The organism is Shinella sp. AETb1-6, from assembly GCF_009826875.1.
In the GTDB taxonomy this organism is placed as follows: domain Bacteria; phylum Pseudomonadota; class Alphaproteobacteria; order Rhizobiales; family Rhizobiaceae; genus Shinella; species Shinella sumterensis.
Genome location: NZ_WUMM01000019.1, coordinates 15,628 through 30,617, shown reverse-complemented (window position 1 = coordinate 30,617; position 14,990 = coordinate 15,628). Strand labels below are relative to the sequence as shown.

Sequence of the window (14,990 nt, the reverse complement as noted above, 5' to 3'; positions counted from 1 at the left end):
ATTTTCACGGCCGGTGCCCGCGCCATGTGCGCAGGCACTCTTCGGTCGGAGCCGATCAGGCAGCTTCCTTCTGGCCCTCATAGGAGATGGGCTGCGGCGCAAGGGCCGGAACGCCCTTGATGCGGTCCGAAATCTTTTCGGCGATCATCATCGTCGGGCAATGCAGGTTGCCGTTTGTGATCCGCGGCAGAATGGACGCATCGACAACGCGAAGGCCATCAAGCCCATGTACACGTCCTTCGTCGTCAACCACGGCGAGGTCATCGTTACCCATACGGCAGCTTGAGCACGGGTGATATTGTGTGCCCATGTTTTCCTGCAACCATGCGAACACGTCTTCGTCGCTCCAATTGCGCAGACCCGGGAAAATTGCCTCCCCCCTGATCTTGTCCCAGCCACGCTGCTGGATGATCTCATCCGTATGCCGGACACCATCAATCAGGTTGCGGCGATCTTCGGCGTGCGAGAGATAGTTGAGCACGATCGACGGGTGCTTGCGTGGATCTCCATTCACAAGCGTGACCGCACCTTTGCTCTTCGGCCGACCGAGGCAGACTTGGTATTGAAACCCCTCCTCGATATTGACCTTACCGTGCATGAGCTCGCCAAGCATCGGCAAGAACTCGTGCTGGATGTTCGCATAGTCGACGTGATCGCTGCTCTTGAAGAAGGAGCCGACCTCCCAGAGGTTTGTCGTGCCAAGGCCGCTGCGCAGGAACATCCATTGAGCGCCGATGAGGGCCATCTTGAACAGGTTCATGTCCACGGCCGGCGAAACGCCCCTACGCGACGCCCTGTACTTGATGGACACAGCAACATGATCCTGGAGGCTCTTGCCAACGCCCGGCAAGTCTGAGACGACCATTATGCCGTGTTCGGCGAGTTCATGAGCGGGACCGATACCAGACAGAAGGAGCAATTGCGGGGAGTTGAAAGCGCCTCCCGCAAGGATAACCTCACGGGCCGCCCGTGCTTCAAGAATCTGTCCCTTTTGTTCATACCGTACGCCGACCGCCCGCTTGCCCTCGAACAGCACCTTATGCACCAGCGCGCCAAGTTGCAGTTCCACGTTTCCGCGTTTGATCGCCGGCCGAAGATAAGCGCGCCCCCCGCTTGCGCGGATTCCATTGTCGATGTTCGCCTGGTACGCATGCACGCCTTCCTGACGAAAGGCATTGTAGTCTGGATTGAATGCGTGGCCAGCTTGTTGCCCGGCCTCGAGAAATGCCTGGAAGGGCTCAAGTTGCGCCTTCAGCGTCGTGATGGCGATTGGCCCTTCTCCACCGCGATACTGGTTCGCCCCGCCGTCATAGGTCTCGAGCTTTTTGAAATACGGCAGGCAATGTGCATAGGACCAATTTGTTAGGCCGTCCTCGGCCCAACGATCGAAATCTCGCGGATTGCCGCGAACATACACCATTCCGTTAAGCGACCCCGAACCGCCCAGCATCTTTCCGCGGATATGGGGCACCATCCGGCCATTCAATGCGGCCTCCGGCCCTGTATCGAATTCCCAAGTGCGGGCCTTGTCCGTCAGCGGATAGGACATGGCCGCCGGCATGCGTACATAAATCGAATTGTCGTGAGGACCCGCCTCGAGAACAAGAATGCTCAGATTGCGGTCCTCGCCGAGCCGAGCGGCAACAACCGACCCGGCAGCGCCTGAACCGACTATGATGTAATCGTATGTTTTCGTTGGCATTTCACGTCCTCAACTAGAATTCCGATCAGACTGGCAGCGGTCGGCATGACCGTTTGTCGTAAGGTTACCCCATGCGGGTTTCGCCAATGCAGAACCAAACTGAGGAAAACGCCTATGCCATTATTGTATCCAATCTATTATATTCGAAAGGCTGCGTCTAGTATCGACTCGGGCAAATCACCACGAGCACGGTCATATCAGACAGGCGAGCGCAAATGGGCGCCGAAAAAGTTTCCCGAGGAGAGTGGACAGCACAGTTGTTTGATTGTAGATTGGATCCAATCTTACCTTAAGATCAACATGACAGGATGAGTGGATATGACGAAGTGGACAGGCGTATTTCCGGCAGTGACGACAAAACTGACGCAGGACGGCAACGTCGATATCGAACAAACCAAAGCAAGCATTGACCGCCTGGTGAAATCGGGTGTGTCGGGCATTATCGTTCTCCCGATGCTCGGTGAAAATGCATCGATGAACATGGATGAGCGGGAAGCTGTCATTCGGGCCGCTGTCGACGTGGTCGACGGTCGTATCCCTGTGCTTTCGGGCCTTGCTGAAATCACGCTTGAAAATGCGAAGAAGAACGCGAAGCTCTATGAATCCTTCGGAGCGCAGGGGCTCATGGTGTTCCCAAGTCTTGGCTACAAGACTGACAACCGTGAAACTGTCGCTTGGTACAAGGGCATCGCCAGCGCCTCATCACTGCCGATCATGATCTATAACAACCCGATCGCTTACGGCGTCGATTGCACCGTTGACGTTCTGAAGGATCTTGTCGATGTGCCCGAAATCGTATGCGTAAAGGAAGAGACTGGCGATATTCGCCGCGTAACGGACATGTACGTGGCCTTCGGTGATCGCTTCAGCATTTTTTGTGGTGTCGATGACCTCATCGTCGAGAGCTCAGCGCTTGGCGTTACCGGTTGGGTTTCCGGCATGACGAATGTCTGGCCCGTCGAATGTGTCGAGCTCTTCAACCTCTGCGCTGAAGATCGTTACGCTGAAGCCCGCGCGCTTTACAGGATTCTCACGCCGTCCTTCCATCTTGATACGCATGTCAAGCTTGTCCAGTACATCAAGCTTGCCGAGAGCCTCGTCTACGGCGCTCCGGAATGGACCCGTGCTCCCCGGTTGCCGCTTGTCGGCGCCGAGCGTGATTTCGTTGTGTCGACCATAAAGCATGCAATCTCCGCACTCGCGGCCCGCAACAAGAAGGCCGCTTGATTTCATCCGCACAAACCCCTCGTCCGCCGTCAAACAGGCGAGGGTTTTGTGTCCACCTAGTCTGCGAAATGGTACCGGATGTCGATGAAGCCACCGGCCTGTTGACCACTCTAGAAAATGCGTCGCGGCGGCAAAAAAGCGACTCCGGCTTGACGTTCAAACGGAGTTCTGGCGACGCTGATTCACCCGGCTGGATGCCGGAGCATCGTGCTACGTTTTCGATGTCCGGCCATGGAGGCTGCCCGCTGTGCGTTGCTGGAGAACAGCCAGCTCGGCCACACCGACCAAGCCGGCGTCGTCGCCAAGTTTTGCCTTTACGACCGGCACCTCTCGAAAGGGAGCCATGGCATCACGGCGGATACGCGCACGGATACCGGGTTCAAGCAAATCAAATGCGACAGACACGCCACCGCCCATCACGAGCATCTGCGGGCTGTAGAGATGCAATAAACTGGCGAAGCCGGAGCCAAGCCAATCAGCCTCCTCAGCAATGAGGGCAAGGCAAGCAGCGTCGCCCGCCCGCGCGCCCTCGACCGCATGGCGCCCCTCGATTATCCCTTTCTCGGCCATCCTGCCTAAAAAGGAGGTCGGGTTTTCGTTCGCTGCCGCGCGGACCCGCTTACCGAACGCCGTACCGGCGGCAACCGCTTCGAAGCAACCGACACGCCCGCAGGAGCAGGTCGGCCCCTCCGCAGCAAGCGTGAAATGCCCCACATGGCCGGCCATTCCCCGCGCACCATGCATCAGGCGCCCATCGACAACGACACCGCCACCGATGCCGGTGCTCACCGTGACGTAGACCGTATGGTCCAGCCCGCGCGCGGCCCCGTATTGCCATTCGCCGAAGGCCGCGGCGATGCCGTCATTCTCGACGATCGCAGGTATCCCGAATATCGCCGACAGGCGGTCGCGCAGAGGAAACTGTTCCCAGCCAGGGAGGGTTGGAATGTGGTCGATAACCCCGCTCACGGTGTCGAGCGGCCCGGGGGCACACATACCGATCGCGCGGATTGGAGCGCTGCCTGCCGCATGCGACACCTCCGCAACAAGCGCGCGGAACTGCCGCATTACTTCTTCTGGTCCACTCACATCGGTGCGCGCCGCCGTGCGCGCCAAGACTTTTCCCGCGCGCACCAGCGCCGCGCGAACCTGCGTGCCGCCAAGGTCGAGGCCGATGGTGAAATCGTCGTTCATGCAAGACCTCGCTCCACCGGTTGCGCATGGATCCACGCCATGCGTTCTGCGAGGTTCTCCGACCCGAAGGCGAGCGACCCCATGACGACGGTCCTGGCACCTGCCTTGGCGAGATCAGGCACTGTATTCTCGCGGATGCCGCCATCGGCGCAGAGAACGATGGGGCCTGGCGTCGTCCGTTTCGCCTCGCGAAGCCTGTCTGCGGCCTGGGCGTCCAGCGCCTGCCCCTTGACGCCGATCCGCGTGCCGAGCAGCGTCAGCAGTCCGATGCGATCTAAAAAGGCGTCTGCGGCCGCGACGGGTGTCTGCACTTGCAGCACGATGCCGGCGACGAGTCCGAGGCTGTCGATGAGATCGAGACAAACCTCCAGATTTTGGTTTTCGGCGTGGATGCTGATTGCGTCCGCGCCAGCATCGGCGAATTGACGGATCTGCGCCTCGAGGATCACATCAGATGCCATCAAGTGGACATGCAAAGGCTTTGCCGTGCTTCGGCGACAGACTGCGACGAGATCCGGAAAGAACAGCAATGCCGGGGCAAAGTGGCCGTCTGCGACGTCGATATGATAGAGGTCGGCGAAGGGATCGGTCCGGGCGATCTCCGCACCGAGCCTGGCGAGGTCGGCCGACCAGAGCGACATCTCGGCCATCAGCCGTTCCTTGGGCAGGCTTTCGAGCCAATCGGGCGAAGGCCGCATCTCAGAGCTCCCTAAGAAAGGACGATAAGGCAGCGCGGAAATCGGCGCGATACGCATCGGCGTCATCGGCTTTCGGCGTGATCTCCACCAGCCGCGCGGCAGGGATCATCCCGGCAAGCGCCCGGGCATGACCAATCGGGTGAACGAGATCGCGCCCGTGGCCGATCACGAGCGTCGGCACCGTTATGGCAGAGACCTCTGCCTCGGTTACGTCAGGGCCATCCGTCGAGATTGCCCGGAGCAGCGCTGCCGTAACGTCGATCGGTTCGCGATTGAAGAAACCGCGGATCGAGGCGAGATTGTCCGGCGCATCTCGTTCCAGTTCCTTCACCAGGGGCAAGGCCTCAAATCGCCGGCGCGCCTCTTGTATCGGATAGTGGTCCAGAAGTTCGCCGACGATGCGGTTTGGCGCCATGTTTGCGGGCTTGGCGTCACATATCCAGGCGGGTCGGGCAATAACCAGTGCCCGAACCCGTTCGGGTTGGCGCACGGCAAGCCGCAGCGCAATCGCCGCTCCCATGGAGATCCCGCCCACGACGGCCGGTCCCGAGCCCTGTCTCGCAAGATAATCGGCAATGTCGGCGGAGAAGGTGGCGATCGACAACGCCACCTTGGGACCCACCTCCGAAACGCCGTGGCCGCGGCACTCCACGGTAATGCGCCTGAAGCCGACATCAGCCGGAAAGACCTGACCCGGCTGAGCCTGGTCCCCGCAAAGGCCGTGCTGGAAAACGAAAGGCATGCCTTCGCCTTCCTCGTAGACCGCGAGGCTCGCCCCTTCGACGGGATGGCGCGAATGCTTCATGTGTCGGGCCCTTCCGACGCGACGAGCGGACCAAGGAAGGCGGCGACGCCCGGCGCTTCCACCGCGGAAAGTCCATGGGTGATCACGTCGCCATCGAACCCCGCTTTCCGCAGCGAGGCCACATAGCGCGGATAGTCGATGACGCCCTTGCCCGCGGCGGCGAAGGAGCCGTCGTCATTGCGATCCTTGGCATGCGCGATAGCGATCCGATCTTTCAGCAGGTCGATGGCCTCATCGATGATGCGGCCGCGTGCCTCGGCATCCTCGCTCTCGAAGAGATTGGCCGGATCCAGCACGATGCGGATACGCTCGCTCGCCATCACGTCGATCAGGCGCCGCGCCTTTGCAGCAGAGTTGATCACATTGGCGAGCTCCGGCTCGACGCCGATGAAGATGTCGTGTTGTTCCGCGACAGCCAGCAGATGGCCGAACTCGGCAACCATGTCCTGCCATGCCTCGACGCCCTGGTTGTCCGGATGGTCGCGCCATTGGTCGGCCGCATCCCGGCTTCCCGTGCACACCGTGAGAAGGGTCGCACCCGCCGGACGTGCCGCTGCGGCGATCGCGGCGAAACTGCGACGGCCGGCCTCTCGCACGGCGCTATCCGGATGAATCATGTTGTAGGTGGCGGAGAACGCAGCGATGGCGACGCCGGTTCGTTCCGAGGCTTCACGGATCGCCGTGACGGCAGCGATCGGGATTGTCTGCGGCAAGGCACCAAGGCCGGAGCAGGCGAAATTGTACTGCACCGACGCGTAGCCAGCGTTGCTCGCGGCCGCGAGCACGACGTCCGGCGTCATGCCTGCAAAGGTCTTGGCGAAGATACCGACACGCATTAGACGCCCCCGTGCGCGTCGGCGAGCTTCACCGGCGTTTTTTCGCGAACCGACTGCATCACCGCCGCCATGCCGCGCACCGATGCGATACCATCCTCGATTCCGGCGCCGGTCAGCGGTCCGCCCTGGAGAACGGTATCCGCAAAGCCCTCCAGCTGGCGCCGGTAAAAATGGCCGTCCGCTCCCAGCACACGGCTGGTCGCGCCTGTCTTCTCGCTGAAGATGTCCACCTCGCTGCTCTTGAACAGCCATGGATTATAGGTCTTGCCGAGAATGCTGCCGTATTCGCCGTAGATCTGGAAGCCTTCGTGCCAATCCATCCGCACAGCGACCGTCAGATCGAGATGGCCCATGACGCCGTTTTCGAACTCGACATCGATGAACCAAGAGTATGCACCGAACCTCCGGCGCAGACGCGCATCGACGGCGCGGATGGGACCGGCAAAATAACGGGCGGTATCCAGCAGGTGGCTGCCATGGGCGAGCATGAAATACTGCTCGAGATCGGCCTTTGGATTTCGCGATGGCTTCTTCGCATCGGCGCTACGGATCATGTAGGGCTGGACCGCGTCGGTCACCGCATAGCGGTGGGTGGAATCGCAATACCAGGCCTTCAACGCGAGCATCTCGCCCATGTCCGTATCGATGAAGTGCTTGGCGCTCTGAAGGCCGGCGTCATAGCGCTTCATATGGCCGACCTGGAAGACCTTCCCGCTTTTCTCGACGACGGGCCGCAGGCCTTCGACCTCCTCGACGGTCATGCCGAGCGGCTTTTCGCAGAGCACATGCTTGCCGGCCTCGAGCGCGCGGGCTGCGGCGGCGACGTGGAAGGCGTCCGCCGTCGCGATGATGACCGCATCGACATCCGGATCGGCCAGCATGACATCGTAATCGGAGAAAGCCCTTTTCGGCGCATGGGTCGCGGCCATGCGGGCACGCAGGTCGTCCGCGACGTCGCAGATGGCGTAAAGCTCTGCATTGCGCGCTTTCACGGCACTTTCGAAATGACCGGCCTGTGAGATCGGCCCGCAACCGAGAATGCCAACCTTCAGCAGCGGCTTTCCCTCATTCATCCCATTGTCCTTTCCGTGGTGGACGTGCTTTCAAGACCGCCCCGTGTTCTTCAGCTCTTCGATACAGGCATGCTGCGGAAGCGCGTGGCGGTCTCCGGCTGCGCCACCTTGCAGACGGCGGGCGGAAGACCGCGGGCGATCAGCTCGATATCGGCGGTGATCGACGCGCCCATGGCGTTGAGCGTCGCTTCCATGGCGCCGGCCTGATGGGGCGAAAGAATGATGTTCGGCGTCCGGCGCACCGGGTCATCGGGAGCGACTGGTTCGACGGGGAAGACGTCGGTCGCAACACGGATGCGGCCGGATGCGGCCGCATCCAGCATGTCGGAAAAGTTGACCACCGCTGCACGGCTCAGAAGCAGCAGGCATGCTCCCATTTTCATCGAATCGAATGCACGCTTGTCAAGGAAACCGGTGTTTTCGGAGGTCACGCCCGCGAGCACAAAGATGAAATCGCTATGGGTGAGGATAGAATCCAATGTCACTGGCCGGCATCCGGCCTGCTCGATCAGAAGGGCCGGCACCCATGGATCGTACACCTCGATCGCAGAGGTGAACGGCTTCAACAGGGGCAGCAGGGCGCGGGCAAGATCGCCGAAGCCGATCAGTCCGACCCGGGCACGCATCAACGGCTGTGCTGTGCGGTTCGCCGCAAATCCGTATTCTTCTTTGCCCTCGCGCATCAACCGGTCAGCCTCGGTAATGCCGCGGCCGAGGTCGATTGCCATGGCCAGCCCGATTTCTGCGACCGGTTCGGCAAAGACATGGCTTGCCGACAACACGCGGATGCCGTGCTCGAAGCAATGACGGTAGTCGATATTAGGCAGAAAGTTTCCCTCGCTGTTAACGAAGGCCTTGAGATTTCGACAACGCGCCAACCGCTCGGCCGGCATGTCGAAAATGCCCATCGCGATATCGGCCGGCACGACGTGTCGTTCGAAATCCTCATCCGTCAGGACGTCACCCTCGTGGATGACGAGGTCGCCAAGCGCACGCAGACGCGCCAGATGGGCCTCTGTGAAGACATCTTCCACGAGGCGCGGATGCGCCATGATGAAGGTACGGAACCGTGTGGTCATGAACATTTCCCTTCAGATATCTGTCCAGCGGCCATCTTCGGCACCCGAGCGAAGCGCGGCATCGACGAAACGCAAGCCGCGCACGCCATCGTGAATGCCCGGCAGCAGCAAGGCATCCCCCGCCGGGGCGCGGCCGCCGCGGTGCGCGTCGATCTGGTCGGCCATGTCGAGATAGAGCCGCGCGAGCGCCTCGATGAAGCCCTGGGGATGACCAGGCGGCATTGTCCCCTTGAAAGCCGTTCCGTGCGAGGCACGGTCGATCACCATGCGCCGGCCGCCAAGCGGCGCGAAGGTCAGCCGGTTCGCCGCCTCGACCGTCCAGCCGAGTGAACCCTTGTCGCCATGCACATCGATCCTGAGCCCGTTTGTCTCGCCGATCGCCACCTGGCTTGCCCAGAGCATTCCCTTGGCGCCACCGGCAAAACGCAGCTTCGCCGTCACGTTGTCGTCGACACGGCGGCCCGGGACGAAGGTATCGACTTCCGCTGAGAGAGCGGTCGCCGAAAGGCCCGTGACAAATTCCGCAAGGTGGAAGGCGTGGGTGCCGATATCGCCAAGGCTACCGGCACCGCTTCTTGCCGGATCGGTACGCCATTCGGCTTGCTTGTTGCCGGTCGTCTCGGCGGCGGTCGCCAGCCATTCCTGCGGAAAGATGACACGAACCAGGCGCACCCTCCCGATTTCGCCCGCCGCCACCATCGAGCGTGCTTCGCGCACCATGTCGAAGCCGGCATTGGTATAGGCGACACCGAATAGAGATGAACTGCCGGCCGCCGCCGTCTGGAGTGCGAGCGCGTCAGCCAACGTGGCGGTCAACGGCTTGTCGCAGAGAATGTTGATACCGGCGCCAAGGAAGGCGTGGCAGGCGGGCGCGTGCAGGTGGTTCGGCGTCACCACGGCGACGAGGTCGATACCGTCGTCGCCTGCCTCACGCTTCGCCATCGTCTCGAAGTCGCCATAGCAGCGTTCCGGTGCCAGACCGAGAGCGTGTCCGCTTTCGCGCGCGCGAACCGGATCGCTCGAGAAGGCGCCCGCGACCAGCGAAAAGCGTCCCGTCATCGCAGCGGCGGCACGATGGGCGGCGCCGAAGAACGCACCAATCCCGCCGCCGACCATACCCAGTTTCAGCGTTCCCATGTCCTGTCCTGTCTGGAATGAGACGGGCCGACGGTTTCGCCGGCCCGTCCCTCTGGAGGCGATTTTACTTGGCGGCGACCTTGCCGCAGGTCGTCAGTGCGTCGGCCGGGGTGCAGGTCTCCGTGCCCGTCTGGATGAACGGTTCGAGCTTCTCGCCTTTGGTGAGCTTGTCGAGAGCCATGATCGTCTCGTAGCCCATGTCATAGGGGCGCTGGCCAATATTGTAGTGGCTCAGGCCCTCAGCGAGCAGCGGAAGCTGCGGGCCAAAGTTGTCACCGAAGACCACGACGAGGTCCTTTTTGTCGAGGCGTTCCTTCAGCGGTTCCATTGCTTGCTTGTAGGCCTGCGGAGCATACTGCGCCCAACCACCGACGGCGACGAAGGCGGAGAGATCCGGATGGTTGGTCATGACGTCACGAACCTGCTGGGCCGCAAGCGCGATGTCGTCGTTGTTGTAAACCGGGCAGCCGGCCGGCTCCGTCCAGCCGTTCTGGCCCGTGAGCGTGGCGACCGGCTGGTCCTTCGAAGCACCGGCGAGGGTGTCGCGAATACCCTGGACGCGGGCCTTCAGGTTTTCAGAGGCCGGCGCACCGGACTGAATGCAGACCGTGCCGCCTTCTTTTTTATTCTCCAGGACCTTCTTGGCGAGTTCCACGCCGAAGGAGTAGTTGTCGGTACCGATATAGGTGGCGCGCAGGCCCGCGTCTTCCGGCAGCACGTCGGTGTCGAAGGTGACGACCGGGATACCCTTGTCGTTCGCCATCTTGAGAATGCGCGCCATGGCCTTCGGGTTGCCGGCGGAAATGCCGAGCCCGTCGACGCCGCGCGTGATCATGTCCTGTGCAAGCTGCACCTGCTTGGCTTCGTCATACTCGGTCGGGCCAATATAGGTGCAGGTGACATCACCGAGCTTTTTGGCAGCATCCTTGCAGCCGGCATCGATCGGTGGGCTGAAGGCGTTGTTGAGCACCTTGAAGACCAGTGCGAATTCCCGGTCTGCGGCATTGGCCGTCGCGCCAAAGGCGCAAAGCGCAATTGCCGCGGATGACAGGGTAAATTTCAGGCTTCCTGACAGCGACATGGTATCTCCTCCTTGGTTCGCTGTTAAAGACATTCATTTCACGGCGCGGCGGCACTCCTCCCCCGCTCCCTGACTTTGGTGGACACGGCGTCAGCGACGCAGTGACCGAATGCGTTCGAGAAGGACGGCAGCGAGGATGAAACCGCCGACGAACGTGCCCTGCCAGAACGGATTGACGCCGGCGATGAGAAGCGCATTGCGGATCACCTCGATCAGGATCGAGCCGATCGCTGCGCCAAGCGCTGTGCCGAAACCGCCCGTCAGGGACGCACCGCCGATGACCGTCGAGGCGATAGTCTGCAATTCGTAGCCCGTGCCGATAGCGTTCGTGACCGCACCCAGCCAGCCGACGAGGAAGATCGCGCTGATGGCGGCCATCAGGCCACTGAAGGCATAGGCCGAGATCTTGATGGCATCGACGGAGATGCCAGCGAGACGCGCAGCGCTCTCGTTGCCACCGATCGCGAAGATGTATCGGCCCCAGCGCGTCATGGTCAGCAGGCAATGCAGCAAGATGACGAAGACCACGAGCGCATAAACGACATTGGGAACGCCAAGCGTATAGCCGCCACCGAGCGCCAGGATCGATTCCGTCGCCGTGCCGAATTCGTAGAACACCTGGTTGTCGCTGACCACGAGCGCAAGGCTGCGCCCGATCGACAAGGTCGCCAGTGTCACGATAAACGGCGGCAACTTGGCGAGCGTGATGACGGCGCCGTTGAGACCGCCGAAAACGAGGCCGACGGCAAGCGTGCCGGCAATGCCGACCGGCAATGGCGCGCCGGCATTCAGCAAGACGCCAAGGGTCACGCCGCTCAACCCGAGGATCGAGCCGACGGAAATGTCGATCCCGCCGCTGATCAGCACCGGCGTCATGCCGAGCGCCATCAGGCCGATAAAGCAGGCATTCTGCAGCACGTTCATGAGATTGCCTGATGTGGCGAACTTGCCGGAGATCATTGAGACGGCAAGGCCAAGGACGACGATTGCGATCGCGATCCACATTTCCTGTGTGAGCATCAGCCGGCGCAGAAGCGATCGGTCATGGCGTTTCAGGAGGTCGACATTCATGTCGGAGACGTCTTGCTGGGACATGGTTCCTCCCGTCTCAGGCGGTCTGGATGGCGCCGGTGATGAGGCCGGTGACCTCTTCCGGGCTGGATTGATTTATCGGCTTGTCAGCGACCTTGCTGCCGCGCCTCATGACCACGACACGATCGCACACATCGAAGACATCGGGCATACGATGGCTGATAAGGATGACCGAGAGGCCCTGCTCCTTCATCCGCCGGATCAGCGCCAGAACCTCGGCCACCTGTCGGACGCTGATGGCTGCCGTTGGTTCGTCCATCAGTACCAGCTTGGAGTTGGAAAGCCGCGTGCGGGCGATCGCGACCGCCTGCCTCTGGCCGCCGGACATGCGGTCAACCAGATCGGCCGGCCGTGTCTCGGATTTCAGCTCCCGGAAGATTTCGGCCGAGCGCGTGTTCATCAGCTTCTTGTCGAGCACCCGGAATGGCCCGACCTGCCGCATCGGCTCTCGGCCGAGGAAGACGTTGGCTGCAGCCGTGAGGTTATTGCAAAGCGCCAGGTCTTGATAAACCACTTCGATACCGTGCCGGCGGGCATCGGCTGGGCCCGAGAAACGGACATCCTGATCCTCGAAGACATAGCGGCCGGAGGTCGGCTGGAAATTGCCGGCAATGGTCTTCACAAGTGTCGACTTGCCCGCACCGTTGTCACCCATCAAGCCGAGCACTTCGCCGCGGTTGATGTCGATGGACACGCCGTCGAGTGCGCGGATGGCGCCAAATTCCATGACTATGTTTTCGAGACTGGCAAGCTTGCTCATCCAACCTCCTCCCTGAGCTTGGATAGATATCTTTCTTAAAGTAAGAAATAGAACGTATCTCTCTTTGTCAATGAAGAATGTTTTTTGCCAAAACCACGAAAATTACGTCAGTAGGCCTGACATGGTTCCTTTAAGCCATCATCATCTCAGCATTTTTTCTGAATTCCATAGTTTGAGCGGCAAATCTCTCACGAAACGGAATGACATTTTTTTACAAAAGATATAAATCCGGCTATGCCGGATACGAAACGCGGATCGCAAATGAAAGGTGGCGGATCTCGACATGGCGGATCAGACCCTTGCCAAGGAAGTCAACGAGCGGCAGATCCTTCGTTTCCTGCGGCTCTTCGGGTCGGCTAGCAGGGCCGATATCGCCCGCCATCTAAAAGTGACACCGGCCTCTGTGACGCGCCTTGTCAACGGGCTAACGATGCGCGGGCTGGTACGCGAGGTTCAACCTGGAGCAAAAAGGGGGAGAACTGCGCGTGACGCCGGCCGGCCCGGTGTGGCACTCGCTTTGAATCCGAATGCTGTCTTCTTTCTCGGTGTCGAGATCGGCATCGGCATTCTGCGCTATGCACTCATTGATCTGACTGCAAACAGCGTTGCCACGTCGGATGTACATGTCAGTCGCACGATTACCCCCGAGGAAGTCGTCGATGCGATCGCCGCACATATTGCTATGCTGGAGCACGACGTCCGTTACGCCGGCCGCGTGCACAGCGTCGGCGTCACTGTACCGGGTGTGGTCAATCTTGAAGGTTTCGTCATCAACCTGCCGATCCTGGGCTGGAAAGGGGTCGATCTCCTGACACCATTGCAGGCCGCCGTAGACCGGCCCTGCTTCGTGGAAAACGATGCAGGCGCAGCAGCGTTCGGCTCGGTCTATACCATGCCGGAACTCCAGACCGGCTGTTCTGTCTTTCTTGTTATGGGCCGGGGCTGTGGCGGGGCTGCGGTCATGAATGGCCGGCTCTTGCGCGGCGCGAGCGGTGCCACAGGGGAACTCGGCCACATGCGGATCGCCCGCGATGGTGCAGTTTGCAGCTGTGGGCATCGTGGCTGCTTTGAAAGCCGTGTCGGGCTGGATGCACTTGCCCGATCCTACTGGGGAACAGACGATCTCGCAGAGGCGCAATTCGAGGTCTTATCTGCCGAGGTCGCAGAGCGTTTCAGTTCCGGCGATCCGGCCGCCATTGCCTCAGTGGCAGATCTTACGGACTGGCTCAAATTGGGTGTCGTCAGCCTCGCCAACATCTTCAATCCGTCCACGATCTTCCTCGGCGGCGCGCTGGGTCCCGTCCTTTCCCTCATTATCGAGGACATCCGCCAGGATGTGGCCCGTGGCATCGTGCCGGGACTGCCAGCACCCGAGATCCGCCTTTTCAGCCTTGAACCATACGAATGCGCCATAGGCGTCGCCGCAATCGCCCATCAACGCTGCTTTGATAGCTCTGGCTACGGCCCGTATGCTCCCGGCCAATCCCCACGGAGACGATGGTTGTAGACGACACAATTATCATATTTTACGGACCTTTGTCCGTCCGAGGGAGAGGGCGCGACGACCGTCTTCGTGACCTATCCTCACTGGGCTGAAGCCTACAATAATGATAGCGAGGAGACTGAAGTACGCACGGAGTTGGGATTTTCACCATAAAAGGGAGTGGCTTCCGCCGGAGTTTTGATTGCCAGTGTGCGCTGATATTGCCCTGAAAAGGCCATGGCGATCGTGGATTTTTACGTCGATGATTTATAGTGTCCGCATCCTCATCAACATGGAAAGAATCATGCGCCTTCTTGCCAATATCCTTGCCGTCTCGCTCCTGGCTGCCCTGCCCGCGGCTGCCGAAGTTCTGGTCAGCAACCAGCCCAATGTCGATCAGGATGGCACGCTGGTCGTGAACCTGCCCCAAGGCGCACTTGACATCACCATGAACACGGTCGAGGGCACGGGATTGTTCGTCCATGCAGGCGGCAGTCACGAGGTGCTGCTCGAAAGCGCCTATATGCCGCGCCTGCTCAAAATTCATGGCAACAGTGCGCTGCTCGAACTTTATACGGGCGGCAATGCCTGCCCTATCCTCTTTGCCTGGGTGAGTTATGACGAAACCGGGCTGCGCGCCAGCGAGGAATTCGGCACTTGCGCCGAACAGGCTTCCTTCGAGGAAAGTGCGAAAGGCCCGGTCGTGACGATGGATGACATCGAAGCAGGCTCAGGCACGAAGAGTTACCTGTACGACGAGAAAGCTGCAAAAGTGTCGGAAATCCAGCGCTGAAATCGCTGCGCTGGACTTCATTTCGGTTCG

14 protein-coding genes are annotated in these 14,990 nt (G+C 60.7%); 3 read left to right on the top strand and 11 right to left on the bottom strand.

The window, feature by feature from the left end; translation table 11 throughout:
• Positions 1 to 55 precede the first annotated feature (55 nt).
• Positions 56 to 1,702, bottom strand: a complete 1,647-nt coding sequence (locus tag GR158_RS23220) for a choline dehydrogenase (RefSeq protein WP_160872776.1) — start codon at positions 1,700 to 1,702, stop codon at positions 56 to 58.
• 318 nt (positions 1,703 to 2,020) lie between these two features.
• Here GR158_RS23220 and GR158_RS23215 point away from each other — a divergent pair, with 318 nt between their 5' ends.
• Positions 2,021 to 2,929 carry a dihydrodipicolinate synthase family protein gene (locus tag GR158_RS23215; RefSeq protein ID WP_160872775.1) on the top strand — a complete coding sequence of 303 codons (909 nt, stop codon included), beginning with the start codon at positions 2,021 to 2,023 and terminating at the stop codon, positions 2,927 to 2,929.
• Positions 2,930 to 3,139: 210 nt separating this feature from the next.
• Here GR158_RS23215 and GR158_RS23210 read toward each other — a convergent pair whose 3' ends face one another.
• The 10 genes from GR158_RS23210 to GR158_RS23165 all read right to left on the bottom strand — a co-directional run bounded on the left by GR158_RS23210 (position 3,140) and on the right by GR158_RS23165 (position 12,684).
• On the bottom strand, positions 3,140 to 4,123 hold the full coding sequence (locus GR158_RS23210) for an ROK family protein (protein WP_160872774.1): 984 nt from the start codon (positions 4,121 to 4,123) through the stop codon (positions 3,140 to 3,142).
• Positions 4,120 to 4,773 (bottom strand): ribulose-phosphate 3-epimerase, encoded by a 654-nt coding sequence (locus GR158_RS23205; RefSeq protein ID WP_246665765.1) that lies wholly within the window; start codon positions 4,771 to 4,773, stop codon positions 4,120 to 4,122. The genes GR158_RS23210 and GR158_RS23205 overlap by 4 nt, the downstream gene beginning before the upstream one ends.
• A gap of 49 nt (positions 4,774 to 4,822) precedes the next feature.
• Complete coding sequence (locus tag GR158_RS23200; protein WP_160872773.1) at positions 4,823 to 5,626, bottom strand: alpha/beta fold hydrolase; 804 nt, start codon at positions 5,624 to 5,626, stop codon at positions 4,823 to 4,825.
• Positions 5,623 to 6,462 (bottom strand): sugar phosphate isomerase/epimerase, encoded by an 840-nt coding sequence (locus tag GR158_RS23195; protein ID WP_160872772.1) that lies wholly within the window; start codon positions 6,460 to 6,462, stop codon positions 5,623 to 5,625. Before GR158_RS23195 ends, GR158_RS23200 begins: the two co-directional genes overlap by 4 nt.
• The gene (locus GR158_RS23190; protein WP_160872771.1) at positions 6,462 to 7,535 is read right to left on the bottom strand and encodes a Gfo/Idh/MocA family protein; all 1,074 of its coding nucleotides are present in this window, start codon (positions 7,533 to 7,535) and stop codon (positions 6,462 to 6,464) included. Before GR158_RS23190 ends, GR158_RS23195 begins: the two co-directional genes overlap by 1 nt.
• 50 nt (positions 7,536 to 7,585) lie before the next feature.
• On the bottom strand, positions 7,586 to 8,461 hold the full coding sequence (locus GR158_RS23185) for an NAD(P)-dependent oxidoreductase (RefSeq protein ID WP_202402415.1): 876 nt from the start codon (positions 8,459 to 8,461) through the stop codon (positions 7,586 to 7,588).
• 165 nt (positions 8,462 to 8,626) lie between these two features.
• Positions 8,627 to 9,751, bottom strand: a complete 1,125-nt coding sequence (locus GR158_RS23180; RefSeq protein WP_202402414.1) for a Gfo/Idh/MocA family protein — start codon at positions 9,749 to 9,751, stop codon at positions 8,627 to 8,629.
• 64 nt (positions 9,752 to 9,815) lie between these two features.
• The gene (locus tag GR158_RS23175) at positions 9,816 to 10,832 is read right to left on the bottom strand and encodes a sugar-binding protein (RefSeq protein ID WP_160872769.1); all 1,017 of its coding nucleotides are present in this window, start codon (positions 10,830 to 10,832) and stop codon (positions 9,816 to 9,818) included.
• A 90-nt stretch (positions 10,833 to 10,922) separates the two neighbouring features.
• On the bottom strand, positions 10,923 to 11,903 hold the full coding sequence (locus tag GR158_RS23170; RefSeq protein WP_160872802.1) for an ABC transporter permease: 981 nt from the start codon (positions 11,901 to 11,903) through the stop codon (positions 10,923 to 10,925).
• A gap of 37 nt (positions 11,904 to 11,940) precedes the next feature.
• Complete coding sequence (locus GR158_RS23165; protein ID WP_160872768.1) at positions 11,941 to 12,684, bottom strand: ATP-binding cassette domain-containing protein; 744 nt, start codon at positions 12,682 to 12,684, stop codon at positions 11,941 to 11,943.
• Positions 12,685 to 12,967: 283 nt separating this feature from the next.
• Between GR158_RS23165 and GR158_RS23160 the strand changes: the two genes are divergently transcribed.
• A complete protein-coding gene (locus tag GR158_RS23160) occupies positions 12,968 to 14,191 on the top strand; it encodes an ROK family transcriptional regulator (RefSeq protein WP_202402413.1) in 1,224 nt (407 codons plus the stop codon).
• 184 nt (positions 14,192 to 14,375) lie between these two features.
• Positions 14,376 to 14,960: a hypothetical protein gene (locus GR158_RS23150; RefSeq protein WP_202402412.1), complete on the top strand. Its 585-nt coding sequence runs from the start codon at positions 14,376 to 14,378 to the stop codon at positions 14,958 to 14,960.
• The last annotated feature ends 30 nt before the right edge of the window (positions 14,961 to 14,990 follow it).